The sequence below is a fragment of the Marinobacter sp. genome (genome assembly GCF_048266785.1).
In the GTDB taxonomy this organism is placed as follows: domain Bacteria; phylum Pseudomonadota; class Gammaproteobacteria; order Pseudomonadales; family Oleiphilaceae; genus Marinobacter.
Window position 1 is genome coordinate 283025 of the sequence record NZ_JBLWYX010000001.1, and the last position, 13481, is coordinate 296505.

15 protein-coding genes are annotated in these 13481 nt (G+C 54.6%); 6 read left to right on the forward strand and 9 right to left on the reverse strand.

Translation table 11 applies throughout. From position 1 onward, the window contains the following. Window positions 1-102 precede the first annotated feature (102 nt). From ACN0V1_RS01330 to ACN0V1_RS01355, 6 genes are all read left to right on the forward strand, one after another. The gene (locus ACN0V1_RS01330; RefSeq protein ID WP_417543258.1) at window positions 103-1101 is read left to right on the forward strand and encodes an LLM class flavin-dependent oxidoreductase; all 999 of its coding nucleotides are present in this window, start codon (window positions 103-105) and stop codon (window positions 1099-1101) included. A 78-nt stretch (window positions 1102-1179) separates the two neighbouring features. Further along, window positions 1180-1740 (forward strand): YqiA/YcfP family alpha/beta fold hydrolase, encoded by a 561-nt coding sequence (locus tag ACN0V1_RS01335; protein ID WP_417543259.1) that lies wholly within the window; start codon window positions 1180-1182, stop codon window positions 1738-1740. Between the two features lie 88 nt (window positions 1741-1828). After that, window positions 1829-2857, forward strand: coding sequence for a TRAP transporter substrate-binding protein DctP (dctP, locus tag ACN0V1_RS01340; RefSeq protein WP_417543260.1), 1029 nt, complete (start codon window positions 1829-1831; stop codon window positions 2855-2857). A 112-nt stretch (window positions 2858-2969) separates the two neighbouring features. Beyond that, window positions 2970-3563 carry a TRAP transporter small permease gene (locus tag ACN0V1_RS01345; RefSeq protein ID WP_417543261.1) on the forward strand — a complete coding sequence of 198 codons (594 nt, stop codon included), beginning with the start codon at window positions 2970-2972 and terminating at the stop codon, window positions 3561-3563. A 39-nt stretch (window positions 3564-3602) separates the two neighbouring features. Continuing rightward, window positions 3603-4889 (forward strand): TRAP transporter large permease, encoded by a 1287-nt coding sequence (locus ACN0V1_RS01350; protein ID WP_417543262.1) that lies wholly within the window; start codon window positions 3603-3605, stop codon window positions 4887-4889. Window positions 4890-4923: 34 nt separating this feature from the next. Further along, window positions 4924-5367 (forward strand): universal stress protein, encoded by a 444-nt coding sequence (locus ACN0V1_RS01355; protein WP_291950333.1) that lies wholly within the window; start codon window positions 4924-4926, stop codon window positions 5365-5367. Here the strand turns inward: ACN0V1_RS01355 and ACN0V1_RS01360 are convergent. From ACN0V1_RS01360 to rarD, 9 genes are all read right to left on the reverse strand, one after another. After that, window positions 5364-5534, reverse strand: coding sequence for a diguanylate cyclase (locus tag ACN0V1_RS01360; protein ID WP_417543631.1), 171 nt, complete (start codon window positions 5532-5534; stop codon window positions 5364-5366). The two genes, ACN0V1_RS01355 and ACN0V1_RS01360, sit on opposite strands and share 4 nt — an antisense overlap. 16 nt (window positions 5535-5550) lie before the next feature. Then, a complete protein-coding gene (locus tag ACN0V1_RS01365) occupies window positions 5551-6591 on the reverse strand; it encodes an extracellular solute-binding protein (protein WP_417543263.1) in 1041 nt (346 codons plus the stop codon). After that, window positions 6588-7355 (reverse strand): spermidine/putrescine ABC transporter permease PotC, encoded by a 768-nt coding sequence (potC, locus tag ACN0V1_RS01370; RefSeq protein WP_417543632.1) that lies wholly within the window; start codon window positions 7353-7355, stop codon window positions 6588-6590. Before potC ends, ACN0V1_RS01365 begins: the two co-directional genes overlap by 4 nt. Beyond that, complete coding sequence (gene potB, locus ACN0V1_RS01375) at window positions 7355-8215, reverse strand: spermidine/putrescine ABC transporter permease PotB (RefSeq protein WP_417543264.1); 861 nt, start codon at window positions 8213-8215, stop codon at window positions 7355-7357. The genes potC and potB overlap by 1 nt, the downstream gene beginning before the upstream one ends. After that, the gene (potA, locus tag ACN0V1_RS01380) at window positions 8199-9335 is read right to left on the reverse strand and encodes a spermidine/putrescine ABC transporter ATP-binding protein PotA (protein WP_417543265.1); all 1137 of its coding nucleotides are present in this window, start codon (window positions 9333-9335) and stop codon (window positions 8199-8201) included. Before potA ends, potB begins: the two co-directional genes overlap by 17 nt. 57 nt (window positions 9336-9392) lie before the next feature. Continuing rightward, a complete protein-coding gene (locus tag ACN0V1_RS01385; protein ID WP_417543633.1) occupies window positions 9393-10439 on the reverse strand; it encodes a TRAP transporter substrate-binding protein in 1047 nt (348 codons plus the stop codon). A gap of 154 nt (window positions 10440-10593) precedes the next feature. Next, window positions 10594-12270 (reverse strand): methyl-accepting chemotaxis protein, encoded by a 1677-nt coding sequence (locus ACN0V1_RS01390; protein WP_417543266.1) that lies wholly within the window; start codon window positions 12268-12270, stop codon window positions 10594-10596. Window positions 12271-12340: 70 nt separating this feature from the next. Next, a complete protein-coding gene (locus ACN0V1_RS01395; protein WP_417543267.1) occupies window positions 12341-12559 on the reverse strand; it encodes a DUF3565 domain-containing protein in 219 nt (72 codons plus the stop codon). Beyond that, window positions 12556-13443, reverse strand: coding sequence for an EamA family transporter RarD (gene rarD / locus ACN0V1_RS01400; protein ID WP_417543268.1), 888 nt, complete (start codon window positions 13441-13443; stop codon window positions 12556-12558). Before rarD ends, ACN0V1_RS01395 begins: the two co-directional genes overlap by 4 nt. Window positions 13444-13481 lie beyond the last annotated feature (38 nt).

The following is a 13481-nucleotide window of genomic DNA, read 5'->3' on the forward strand; positions in this document are numbered from 1 at the left end:
ATGGTTTCCTTCGTGGTAATTGGCGTTACATTGGTGTCAAGACGCCCCGCGCATTCTGAAACAGCTTGAGGCAGTGCGGGCTTCAGATGTTATCCTAGCACCATGAGCAACTATCCTGACTACTCACTGCTGGAACTCGCTTCGGTTCGCGAAGGTGATTCCGTAGGTGCCACCCTTAAAAACAGCGTGGCTTATGCCCAGCATGCCGAAAAGCTCGGTTTCAAGCGATTCTGGCTGGCAGAGCACCACAACATGGAGGGCATCAGCAGCTCCGCCACTTCAGTGTTGATCGGCCATATTGCCGGTAAGACCCAAACCATCCGGGTTGGTTCCGGAGGCGTGATGCTGCCCAACCACCCGCCGCTGGTCATCGCCGAGCAATTCGGCACTCTGGAAAGCCTTTACCCGGGCCGCATTGATCTGGGGCTTGGCCGTGCGCCGGGCACAGACCCGATAACCGCTCGCGCCTTGCGTCGGGATGGCTTGGGCGCAGAGCAGTTCCCGGAAGACGTGGCACGGCTGCAGTCCATGCTTGGGCCTCTGAAGCCTGGCCAGGCGGTGAAGGCCATTCCGGGTGCCGGCACCAATGTGCCCGTCTGGCTCCTCGGCTCCAGCCTCTACAGCGCCCAGCTCGCCGCCATGCGGGGCTTACCCTATGCCTTTGCCGGGCACTTCGCCCCGCGCCTGTATCGGGAAGCGCTGAAAGTGTATCGGGACAACTTCCAGCCTTCAGAACAGCTGCAGCAGCCTTACACTATTCTTGCGGTTCCCGCCGTGCCCGCAGATACCACGGAAGAAGCAAAATACCTGGCAACCACCAGTTACCAGCGCATCCTCGCACTTTTCAGGGGGCAACCTCTTTGGATGAAGGCGCCCGTCGAGTCCATGGATGGTTTATGGAATGCTGGTGAGCGGGCCGGAGTACAGGATTTTCTGGCGCTTCAGCTAATTGGCGATGCCAAAGCCATCCGGAAACAACTTGATGAACTGCTGGCCAGCGTAACGGTGGACGAGGTGATGTTTACTGTGGATATCCATGACCCGGAAAAGCGCCGTCATGCATTAGATATCCTTTGGGAGACACGGGGCAGAGCAGCTTAATGGCTCAAGCCCGAAACTGGATCGATGGAAAACGCCTGCCCATCAGGCTGAAAAACAGGATTTTGGAAAAACTGACCCATGGTAAAACAGACCATCACTCATATTTTTCTCTCACATGGACTGGAAAGCGGTCCTGGCAGTACCAAAATCCAAGCCCTGAAAATGCTGGCGGAGACCTTCGATAACGTTCAGGCGCATGCCATTGACCACCGGAGCAGTAAAGACCCGGCGGTCCGCCTTGCTCAGATGCAGGATGCTATTGCCGCCAGCGGCGCAGACGCGGACAACATCATTCTCGCCGGCTCCAGCATGGGTGGCTGGGTATGCGCACAAACCAGCGCCCAGACGCCCGTTCTCGGCTGTTTCCTGCTGGCGCCAGCACTGGCGATGCCGGCCTACCCGCAATCCAGCCCGCATATCCGGGCCCAACATGTGCAAATTATCCACGGCTGGGATGATGACGTTGTGCCGCCACTGCCGGTTATGGAGCTGGCCCGGCAGCAAGCGCTACCAGCACTGATGCTGCCCGACGGTCACCGCCTCGGGAACAGCCTTGACCGGGTTACAGAGGAGTTCGGGATGTTTCTCTCGAGGGCAGGCATCCACATAAAAGGCGCTGGTCAGAAGCAAAGCAAATAGGCCAATTTCTTGCGTAAGTCGCGAAGTTTTGCCAGTCTTTAGCAATGTAACAATAAATATCTATACATAAACGAACGGAGAAAACCCGATGAGTAGCATGAGTAAATTCAAGAAACTGGCCGGAATTTCAGCGTTCGCTTTCGCGGCAATGACAGCAGCAAACTCCGTGAATGCCGCCAACTGGCGTTATGCACACGAAGAGTACGAAGGCGACGTACAGGATGTATACGCATACAAATTCAAGGAATATATCGAGGATAATTCCGATCACACCCTTCAGGTGTATCGTTTTGGTGAACTCGGTGAATCCGATGACATCATGGAACAGACCCAGGCAGGCATTCTGAACTTTGTTAACCAGTCCCCCGGTTTCACTGGCTCCCTGATTCCCGAAGCCCAGATTTTCTTCATTCCTTATCTGATGCCTACCGACATGGATACGGTCATTGAATTCTTCCGTAAGAGTAAGGCCATCAACGAAGACTTCCCGAAGCTCTACGCAGAGAAAGGTCTGGAACTTCTGCAAATGTATCCGGAAGGCGAATTCGTGATCACTCTGGATGAGCCAATAACGACTCCCGAAGAACTGCAGAACAAAAAAATCCGGGTTATGACCAATCCCCTGCTGTCGGAAACTTACTCTGCGTTTGGCGCGACTCCAACACCACTGCCCTGGGGCGAAGTATACGGCGCTCTGCAGACCAACATGATTAACGGGCAGGAAAACCCGATTTTCTGGATCGAGTCCGGCGGACTGTATGAAGTATCGCCCAACCTGATCTTCACGGGTCACGGCTGGTTTACTACTGCAGCAATGGCTAACAAGAGCTTCTACGACGGTCTGCCAGATAAGGACAAGAAGCTGATCCAGGATGCGGCTGATTATGCCTTCGAAGAAATCATCAATCACATCGACGGCCTGGCGGACGAGGCACTCGCAAAAATCCAAAAGAGCAGCGACAAGGTTACCGTCACTCGCTTGAATGAAGAGCAGATCAAAGCCTTCAAGGAGAGAGCTCCGCAGGTTGAGAAAAAGTTCATTGAAATGGCCGGTCAAGGTGGCAAGGACCTGCTGAACCAGTTCAAGAAAGACCTTGAAGAAGTACAGAACGACTGATTCTGTACCTCTTCCTGTCCGCCGGCGCCCGCCGGCGGACATTTTGATGAATCAACCCGCCCCGCCATACAATAACGTCCGGTTGGGAGCGACATGATGTGGAGCCGACTACATGTCCGAGAATTCCCCGGAGATAGACGACGATACCGGCACTTTCAAATCTGGTCTGCCCGGATTTCTGGGGGTCATTGACGGATGGATAGCCAACGCTGAAGCAGTCATTCTGGCCGCAGGTATCATCCTCATGGCCATCAATACCTGTGTTAACGTTGTTGCGCGATTTGTATTTGGAGAGGGATTCTTTTTCTCCGGCGAAATAAACCGCATCCTGATTATTCTCGTGACCTTTGCCGGCATCGGTTATGCGGCGCGCTACGGCCGACACATCCGGATGTCTGCTGTTTACGACGCACTCCCGCCCAAAGGTCGTAAGATACTGATGATCATCATCGCCCTGTTCACCTCCGCGGTAATGTTCTTCCTGTGCTATCACTCCTACGGCTACATCGAGACTCTGTATAGCCGTGGTCGCATTTTGCCTGCGCTGGGCTTTGAAATCTGGTGGATTTATATCTGGGCGCCTGTGGGCTTTGCCGTCACCGGCATTCAGTATCTCCTCACCGCCATCAAGAACTTCACCAGTGAAGATGTTTACCTCTCCACCGGGGTGATTGACGGATACGCGGATTCTGAATCGGAAGTCTGATCCGGTTTCAGACCGGGCACGATAAAAAAGGGCACATCTATGGCAACTATTCTAATGATCATCATGATCGGGCTGCTGCTCCTCGGCTTCCCCATGATGATTCCACTGACGACCGCCGCCGTCGTAGGCTTTGTGATGATGTTCGACGGCTTCAGCCAGATGGGCACATTCATTCAGCAGATGATGGGGGGCATCCGACCAGCTTCGCTCATTGCCGTGCCCATGTTTATTCTCGCGGCGGACATCATGACACGCGGCCAGTCTGCAGACAGACTGATCAATATGGTTATGGCCTTTATTGGCCATATCAAAGGCGGACTGGCGATCAGTACCGCGACGTCTTGCACGCTCTTCGGCGCAGTTTCCGGCTCCACCCAGGCAACCGTTGTCGCCGTTGGTTCCCCTCTGCGCCCGAAAATGCTCAAGGCCGGCTACTCCGATTCGTTTACTTTGGCACTGATCATCAATGCCAGTGACATTGCCTTCCTGATCCCCCCCAGTATCGGCATGATCATTTACGGAGTTATCTCCCAAACGTCTATCGCGGAGCTGTTCATCGCAGGCATTGGCCCGGGTCTCCTGATCCTGTTCATGTTCTCGCTGTATTGCCTGCTCTACGCCTACAAAAACAAGGTGCCTACCGAACCCAAAGCGACCTGGCGCCAGCGTGTTTTCTCCGTCCGCGACGCCAGCTGGCCACTGTTTTTCCCGGTTATTATCGTTGGCGGTATCTACGGCGGCATCTTCAGCCCAACCGAAGCAGCAGCTGTGTGCGTACTCTATGCGTTCTTCCTGGAATTCATTGTGTTCCGTTCCCTGAAGCTCGGCGAGATTTACAAGATCGCCAAATCCACTGGTCTGATCACCGCAGTCGTGTTCATTCTGGTGGCGGTGGGGAACGGGTTCTCCTGGATCATATCCTTTGCCCAGATCCCGCAGGCAATACTGGAGTCAGTAGGCGTTAATGAAGCCGGCCCGGTAGGCGTCCTTATCGCCATCTGCGTGTCGTTCTTTATCGCCTGCATGTTTGTCGACCCCATCGTCGTCATTCTGGTACTGACACCTATCTTTGCGCCTGCCATTCAGGCAACAGGCCTGGACCCGGTTCTCGTGGGCGTGCTTATTACCTTGCAGGTTGCAATCGGCTCGGCAACGCCGCCGTTTGGCTGCGATATTTTTACGGCGATTGCCATATTCAAGCGGCCTTATCTGGAAGTTATTCGCGGCACACCGCCGTTTATCATCATGTTGGTCGCAGCTGCCGCTCTGATTATTGTGTTTCCGCAGATTGCCCTGTTCCTGCGTGATCTTGCCTTTGCAGAATAACGAGCGCCCGGTTCTGGATTTTAAGGAGAATACAATGTTCAAACGGATACTTGTGGCCGTGGACGGTTCCAAAACCTCTCTCGGGGCGCTAGACAAAGCCATTGGGCTGCAAAAACTCCTACCGGGGGCGGAGATCTTCATTCTCTGTGTGTATAAGCATCACAGTCTGTTTGAGGCGTCTCTTTCCATAGGAAGGCCCTCCGACATGGACATTCCGGACAAGGTGCTTTCTGAATACGCCAAAGAGGTGGTTAACCACGCCAAGATTATGGCAAAGGAGCATGGCGCGACCAAGGTTCGCGGCTTTGTAAAAGCCGGACGCCCCTCAAAGGTTATTATAAAATTTGCTCAGGACAAGGAAGCGGATCTGATCGTGGTGGGAACCCGAGGTACTCACAGCGACAAGGACGGGATGTTTCTCGGCAGCGTTTCACACCGTGTGGCCGCGCACGCCAAGTGCCCGGTTCTGGTGGTCTAGGGCTCCGAAAAAACACCAACACTATTGCGGCCACGGAACCGGGATTTCAATATCGAAGCAAACGTCTGCAAAGCCGTATCACCCGCCTCATGCCCGTGAGTGTCGTTAAAGCGCTTGAAATGATCGATATCCAGTAGCAAAAACGAGAGCGGCGCACCTTTGCGTATAGCCGCGGCACTGGCCTCACAGACCGGATTTCAGTTTTTCCCAGTACTTGGCGTATACCTGCAATACCTCGTCACCAATGTCAGTCTGAAATTCGGCATTAACCATGTCTTCCGGTGTTGGGTAGCTGGCACGGTCTCCGGCAACCTTGTCTCCGAGTAGGTCTCGGGCTGACAGCACCGGCGTGGCATAGCCGATGTCTTCGCTAATCAGTGCCGCAATTTCCGGCTGCAACACAAAGCTGATGAACTTGTGGGCGGCTTCCGGGTTTTTGGCGTTCTTCGGAATCACGAAGCTGTCCAGCCAGGCGATAACGCCCTCCTCCGGATATACATACTCCAGTGACTCCATGCTGTCCTTGCCCATAACGGCCTCACCGTTCCAGATCATGCCCACATCCGCTTCACCTTCCAGGAAGGGCATGCGCGGTGCGTCTGAGTTAAACGTGCGCACAGAAGGCATGAGCTCTGTAAGCTTTTCATAGGCCTCTTCAATTTGCTGCGGATCGGTGCTGTTACCGGAATAACCCAGCACCCGCAGGCCCATGTGGAAGACTTCGCGCATATCGTTGGTCAGATTCACCCGGCCTTTGAAGCGCTCATCCCAGAGATCTTCCCAGGCGGTCACCGGCTCGCCTTCAATATCAGCGGTATCGACACCAATACCCGTTGTGCCCCAAAGGTAAGGCACGCTGTACTGGTTGTCCGGATCGATATCCAGACCGGTGAGTTCAGAATCAAGCTGCTCAAAGCCGCTGATTTTGCTTCGATCAATGGGCAGCAACAGCCCCTCGTTACGCATTTTACTCACATAGTAGGTCGACGGCACCGCAAGATCATAAGCGGCGCTGTCGTCCAGCAGTTTGAGCCGGGCGTACATGGCTTCGTTGCTGTCGTAGGTGGTGTAGACAACTTTGACGCCGGTCTCATCCTCGAAGCGAGTCAACACCTCCTGTGGCATGTACTCAGACCAGTTATACAGGTTCAGTACCTGCGGATCATCAGAACTGCAGCCCGTCAGGCCCAGTGCCAGCAAGCCGGCCAGCGCGAGTTTCTTCATTGTTTGCTCCTTGAAAGTATCCATTGCGACACCATAAGCATCACCAGTGAGAACACCAGCAACAAAGTGCCCAGCGCGTTTACTTCGGGTTTAAGCCCTACACGCACCATGGAATAGATGCGCAGAGGCAGAATTTCGTAACTCGGGCCGCTCACAAAGGTGCTCACCACAACATCGTCCATTGAGAGCGTGAAGCCGAGCAGCCAACCGGCCATTAACGCCGGCATGATAACCGGGATCAGCACCGTACGGGTCATAGTGAAATCGCTGGCGCCCAGATCCCGCGCCGCCTCCGGCAGGCGCTCATCAAACCCGGCGAGCCTGGCCATAACGGTAATCACCACGAACGGCAAACAGAAAGTCACATGCGCCAGCAACAGCGATACGTACCCGAGCTTCAGGCCCAGTAACAGGAACAGCCCGAGCAATGAAATCGCCAGCACGATTTCCGGCGACATCATGACCACAAACAACATACCGTTCAGCACTCTCTTGCCACGAAAGCGATAGCGGTGCAGCGCCAGTGCGGTCAGCGCCCCTATCATCGTAGACACAGTCGCCGCCGTAAGCGCTAGCCACAAAGAATTCCACATGGCTTGCACCATAGCGTGGTTATTGAACAGCGACTCGTACCAGCGCAGGCTGAGGCCTCCCCAGTTGTAGCCGGTGCGGGAGTCATTAAAGGAGAACACCACCAGCACCACAATCGGCACATACAGCAGCAAGTACACCAGAGCGAGATAGCTACGGGAAAGCCAGCGCATCACGCACCCTCCTCGCCCAGACGGCGTTTACTCAACCGGTGCGCAAACATCAACAGCGCCATGGTGAGGGTCAGCACAATGCTGGCGGCAGCGCCAAATGGCCAGTTACGGGCATCCAGAAACTGGTTTTTGATCACATTGCCCACCAGCAGATTGCGCGAGCCACCCAGAATGTCCGGCACAAAGAACAGCCCCATGGCTGGCAGCAATACCAACATGACACCGGCCAGCACGCCCGGCAGAGTCAGCGGCACAACAACGTTTTTAAAGGTGGCAAACCGGCCCGCGCCCAAGTCGTGAGATGCCAGCAGAACATCCTGTCGCAGGTCCTCAAACACCGAGTACAAGGGCAATATCATGAACGGCAGCAGCAGATACACCAGACCAACTATCACGGCACCTTCTGTATACAAAAGCTGCGCCGGCTCGTCGATCACACCCAAAGACATGAGCGCGCTATTCAACAAGCCGTTCGTCGCCAGGATCAGCTTCAGGGCGTAAGTGCGCACCAGTGAATTTGTCCAGAAAGGCACGATCAAGAGAAAAATCAGCAACATCTGCCGACGCTTCTCCACCCGCGACAGTGCCCAGGCAAACGGATAGCCGATCAGCAGGCAGATCAGCGTGGTCATGGCTGCCATGTAAAGTGAGTGAAGAAACACCTCCAGATACAGCGGATTGAACAGTTGCCGATAGGCATCCAGGTTCAATGGCAGTGAAATAAAGGTAGACGGATCACGCGTCATCACGCTGGCACCCACCACCAGCATATTGGGCGCAAGCACAAGGAACAGCAGCCAACCCCACACCAGCACCAGAACCGCCGCTCTGAACGGCTGCTGCTTAATGCTCTGCATCATCAGCAGCCAGCTCCTCTTCATCCGTCAACGGCTCGTCACCCTCTTCTGCCAGCAACCATTCCCAGCCGTCTACCCAACTCACGCGCACCCGCTCGCCAATGCTGTAATCAAATGTCGGGTCGTCCTCGTCAAAGAACTCGCTGGCCATAACATGGCTGCCGCCCTCCAATTCGATAACCGAGTCCAGCGTACTGCCTTTGTAGTTGCGCTCTACGATCTTGCCTGCGACACCTTCGGTATCATCCGGCGCAAGTACCCGGATATCTTCCGGGCGCAGCAGAACATGCAGTGTCTGATTCATCACAACACGGAACGACGGCTTGCTCAGCTCTCGATTCAGGCCGAATACGTCCACACTTATGCGACCGTCCTCAACCCCGGTAACGCGACCGGGAAAGAAATTGGTCTGGCCTACAAATCGCGCAGTAAACACATTTGCCGGACGCTCATAGACTTCCCGCGGGGTGCCGAGTTGCTGAATATGCCCGTCCTTGAGTACCACGATGCGATCAGACATCGACAGCGCTTCCTCCTGATCGTGAGTGACGAACACGAAGGTAATACCCAGCTCACGCTGCAGCCGCTTGAGTTCTACCTGCATGGTGCGGCGCAGCTTGTAGTCCAGTGCAGACAACGGCTCATCCAGTAACAGCATCTTGGGCCGCTTGACCACCGCCCGGGCAATCGCAACCCGTTGCTGCTGGCCACCGGAAAGCTGGTGCGGTTTGCGCCTCGCAAAATCCTCCAGCTGAACCATGGCAAGTGCTTCTTCAACACGTTCACGTATTTCAGCTTTCGGCCGTTTCTCCATTTTCAGGCCATAAGCCACATTGTCGAAAACCGACATATGAGGAAACAGCGCGTAATTCTGGAAAACCGTATTAAGCGGGCGGTGCTCTGGCAGGGTTTGTGTGATATCAGCGCCGGACAGCGTAACAGTGCCGCGATCCGGGAGCTCAAACCCCGCCATCATGCGCAAAAGGGTCGTTTTACCACAGCCGGAGGGTCCAAGAAGGGTAATGAACTCGCCATCATCAATCGTGAGGCTCAGTTCATCCAGTACGGTCTTGCCGTCAAACTGCTTGCTGATACCGCTCAGCGATAGGAGTGTTTTAATCATCGGCCCTGTCAGGAAAACACCCCGGCTGCTGGGGCGGCCGGGGCTTGTTGGAAGATTTTATTGGCCAGCGACGCTGTCCAGGTAGGCCTTATCAGAAATGTTGGTCCACTGGCGAACCTGCTTCAGGTAATCACGCTGGGAGTTGATAATCTCTTTGGCCAGATCATCCTTCTCAGCGGCCTCGGCCAGCAACTTGTTGGTTGTCTCTCGCATCGCATTTATAACTTCCGGCGGGAACGTCTTGTGCGTTACGTTCGGATAGTCTTCTTTCATGCGAGCCCAAGCCACACCGCTTTCGTGGGTGGTCTGGATGTACATGTCATAAGCCGCTGTACGCATGGCGATCCGCAGAATTGCTTGCAGATCTTTAGGCAGCTTTTTCCAGGTTTTATCGTTAATCAGGAACTGAACTTCTGCACCTGGTTCCTGCCAGCCTGAATAGTAGTACTTGGCGATCTGATGGAAGCCCATGGGGAAATCGAGAGCCGGCCCTACCCATTCAACCGCATCAACCGTTCCGCGCTCAAGTGCTGTGTATAGCTCACCGGGAGGCAGGTTGGTTACTGCAACACCAAGCTCGGCCATAACTTCACCCGCAAACCCCGGGGTACGCATTTTCAAGCCTTTGAGATCCGCTACCGAGTTGATCTCTTTATTGAACCACCCGCCCATCTGGTTGCCGGTATTGCCACCCGGGAAGGACATCAGACCGAACGGCTCGTAAACCTTTTGCATCAGCTCCATGCCCCTGTCGTAGTAAAACCAGGCGTACATTTCAGGAGCAATCAGACCAAAGGGCACTGTGGTGAAGTACATCGCGTTGGGGATCGTGCCCTTATAGTAATAAGAGGCGGTGTGTCCCATGTCGTACTGACCGTTGCGGACCAGATCAAAAATACCAAACGGCGCTTTGTGCTTGTTGGAACTGTCGATACGGATTTTCAAGCGACCGCCAGACATCTCTTCGGCCATTTGCGCCATGTGCTCGGTGGTTTCACCGAGAATAGGAGAATTGGGCCCCCAGGTTTGTGCAAGGCGAAGGGTAAAGCTTTCCTGAGCCATACCGAGCGAACTGACGGAGAACAACAGCACCACCGCTGCCATTCTGAACAGGCGAGTCATCATTGTTAGCACCACTTGTCGTGTTGTTATGTTATATCTTTATCGCGAAAGCGCCCATAATCTTAGCCTGTGATGACGCCCGGCGCCAAGAGTTGTTCCAGCAGGCACGGGCGCACCGATATCCACAATGCCTCAATCAGACCTTGAACTGACTCACAAGATCTCGCAATCGTTCGCCCAGCCGGGCCAGTTCATGGCTCGCTTCATTGGTCTGGGTTACCCCTGTGTCGCTACGTTGCGCCGCATCGACAATACGCACTACGTTCTGATTGACTTCTTCCGCCACCTGGCTTTGCTGCTCGGCCGCTGTGGCAATCTGGGCAACCTGGTCGTGAATCTGTCCGATGGACGCCTCGATGGTGGCCAGAGCGCCTGTCGCGTGGTTAATACGCTCCACCGTTTCGGACGAACGATCCCGGGATCGGTTCATGCGCTCGACAGCGGAGCGTGACTCGCTCACGAAGCCATCAATCATTTCCCGGATCTGATCTGCAGACTCCGCACTGCGCCGCGCAAGCTGGCGCACTTCATCTGCGACCACTGAGAAACCGCGACCGTGGTCGCCGGCGCGGGCAGCCTCTATTGCCGCGTTCAATGCGAGCAGATTGGTCTGTTCTGTGACCGCGTGTATAACACCCAGAACCTGCTGAATATCGTCGGATTTTTCTGCCAGCGCATTGATACTGAGAGCGCTTTCCTGGATTTCCTCAGACAGCTTGTTTACCGCGCCCTGAGCACTTGCAATGGTTTCGCCGCCCTCCCGGGCCATGCGATCAGCATCCGATGCAGCGCCTTCCACTTCGCTGGCGTTACCAGAAATTTGCTGGATGGTCGCGGCCATTTCATTAATCGCTGAGGCAATCTGGTCCGTTTCCGAACCCTGCTCTTGCACCGACGCCCGCGTTTCATTGGCAACACGACTTAGCTCTTCCGCAGCGGAAGCAACCTGATCTGTCGTGGCACCTACTTCCCGAATGGTCGCCTGGATTTTAATAACGAAGGCATTAAAGCGACGTCCCAGCTCAGAAAGCTCATCTCTGCCATCGTCCGGCAAGCGTTGACGCAGATCGCCTTCGCCGTCAGCGATTTCCTGCATTATATCGCTGACGATCTTCAATGGCCTTGTTACCGTCCGGCCAACAAAAACACCGATTACCAATGAAATAACCACAACAATAACGGTGACCAGCAGGATAAAGCCTAGGGTTGAGACAATGTTATTCTCGATTTCGACACGCGCCGCGGCGACCTTCTTGTCGATATCAGTAACGTAGACACCGGTTCCGATCATCCAGTCCCAACCCGGGATGACCGTGGAATAGGAAACCTTGGGCTCTTCATTGCCGGAGGCCGGGTTCAGCCAGTCATAGCCGTAGTAGCCTCCAGATTCCCCGGCATCGAAAAGGTTCCCAACCAGCCGTTTGAGCGTGGGGTTATTGCTCGGGCCTTCTTTGGAAGGATCCGGGGCGTATGCCAGGTTGTATACATCACGCCTGTAAGCAAACACGTAGTTTGTTTTCTCAAACCGGATGGAGCGTAAACGCGATGCCGCGGCTGCCTTGGCTTCGTCTTCGGAAAGTGCAGGATTGTTTTTAGCCTCCAGTACTACTGCTTTTGCAGCGTCAACCAGATTTTTCAGCCCTGTCTTTCGAGCCTCCAGCAAGCTCGACTCAAGGCGCTTCAATTCTGCCTCTCCATTGGCCTGTATCTGACTCACGGAAATCCAGGCGACGGTGGCAGCTGTAATCAGCACCGGTATCAGCACAGCCAGAAGCAAGCGGGTTCGTATGCGCAGGTTGTTCATGAAATTCATTTCGGCAGATCCTCGGAAAGGCGTTATCTCAAGATATTAACGACAAAATCCGAAATATCTTGAATAAAAACTATGTCTTATCCTGCACAAAATCGCGCGCAGCACCCTCGTCGCACTTTCGGCAAGCAAGCTCAAAACCAAGCATGGAGCTCCGTCCCTCTTCGGTAGTCACCCAGGGCCTGTTAACCCACGGCGGGGTATGACGTACATGCTGGTTATGACCACAGGCCAGTCGGGCGACCCAGTGGTCTTCTTCATCTTTGTGATATCCGATTATCGGCTGTTTCATGGTAATGGCCTGGCTCGCCCGGTCCAGGCCGACCAGGAATAGATCCCCAATGCCGTCCATATCATGATAAAACTTGTCAGCTTTTCCATACTGAGCGGTTCACTGAACACCAATAATGCAATAAGGAACTGGATGGTAGGGTTGATGTACATCAGGAATCCGACCGTCGACAAACGCAACCTGCGAGCTGCACCGGCAAAGGCCAGCAGAGGAATCGCTGTCACTGCGCCGCTGGAAAGCAGCAAAAGCATGGTCGTTGTATCTTCCGAAAAGTGCGATGCTCCGGCATAGCTGACGGCCGTGAGGGCCAAGATAGCCACTGGCAACAAAAGCAGCGTTTCCACAAACAGGCCTGAGAGCCCGTCCAGCGCAACCTGTTTGCGGAGTAATCCGTAAGTTCCGAAACTGAACGCCAGCGCCAGCGTTATCCAGGGCACCACACCAAGCAGGAGCAACTGATAGAGAATCGCGATGGTCGCCAAGGCTACAGCGACAATCTGTAACCGGGAAATACTCTCCTTGAGTACCAGCATGCCCAGCCCAACGTTTACCAGTGGCGTCAAGAAGTAGCCAAGACTGGCTTGCAGCACCTGCCGGGTTTCAACTGCATAAATGTACACACCCCAGTTCACGGCAATAAGTACGGCGCAACCGAGAACAAACCCGAGCTTTTTCGGCTGGGCCAGTGCTGCTCTCACGGGCTGCCAGCGTTTCAGGGACGTGACAATAACGGCGAGTAAAACGCAGGACCAGACGACCCGATGGGCGACTATCTCCCAGGCGGGCACCCCCTCAAACAATGCGAAGTACAGCGGGAAGCAGCCCCACATGGTGTAGGCGAACAGGCCGTAAAAGACACCTTTGCGGGCTTCCTGCGCACCCATAACAATAGCTTCCTCATGACATTGTGGCACTGAATCTA

Bases quoted from the DNA above. Each gene is read 5' to 3' on its own strand.
- rarD (WP_417543268.1), bottom strand. From the start codon at position 13,443: ATGGGTGCGCAGGAAGCCCGCAAAGGTGTCTTTTACGGCCTGTTCGCC.
- dctP (WP_417543260.1), top strand. From the start codon at position 1,829: ATGAGTAGCATGAGTAAATTCAAGAAACTGGCCGGAATTTCAGCGTTC.
- ACN0V1_RS01365 (WP_417543263.1), bottom strand. From the start codon at position 6,591: ATGAAGAAACTCGCGCTGGCCGGCTTGCTGGCACTGGGCCTGACGGGC.
- ACN0V1_RS01345 (WP_417543261.1), top strand. From the start codon at position 2,970: ATGTCCGAGAATTCCCCGGAGATAGACGACGATACCGGCACTTTCAAA.
- ACN0V1_RS01395 (WP_417543267.1), bottom strand. From the start codon at position 12,559: ATGAAACAGCCGATAATCGGATATCACAAAGATGAAGAAGACCACTGG.
- potC (WP_417543632.1), bottom strand. From the start codon at position 7,355: ATGCGCTGGCTTTCCCGTAGCTATCTCGCTCTGGTGTACTTGCTGCTG.
- ACN0V1_RS01330 (WP_417543258.1), top strand. From the start codon at position 103: ATGAGCAACTATCCTGACTACTCACTGCTGGAACTCGCTTCGGTTCGC.
- ACN0V1_RS01350 (WP_417543262.1), top strand. From the start codon at position 3,603: ATGGCAACTATTCTAATGATCATCATGATCGGGCTGCTGCTCCTCGGC.
- ACN0V1_RS01385 (WP_417543633.1), bottom strand. From the start codon at position 10,439: ATGGCAGCGGTGGTGCTGTTGTTCTCCGTCAGTTCGCTCGGTATGGCT.
- ACN0V1_RS01355 (WP_291950333.1), top strand. From the start codon at position 4,924: ATGTTCAAACGGATACTTGTGGCCGTGGACGGTTCCAAAACCTCTCTC.
- ACN0V1_RS01390 (WP_417543266.1), bottom strand. From the start codon at position 12,270: ATGAATTTCATGAACAACCTGCGCATACGAACCCGCTTGCTTCTGGCT.
- potB (WP_417543264.1), bottom strand. From the start codon at position 8,215: ATGATGCAGAGCATTAAGCAGCAGCCGTTCAGAGCGGCGGTTCTGGTG.
- ACN0V1_RS01335 (WP_417543259.1), top strand. From the start codon at position 1,180: ATGGTAAAACAGACCATCACTCATATTTTTCTCTCACATGGACTGGAA.
- potA (WP_417543265.1), bottom strand. From the start codon at position 9,335: ATGATTAAAACACTCCTATCGCTGAGCGGTATCAGCAAGCAGTTTGAC.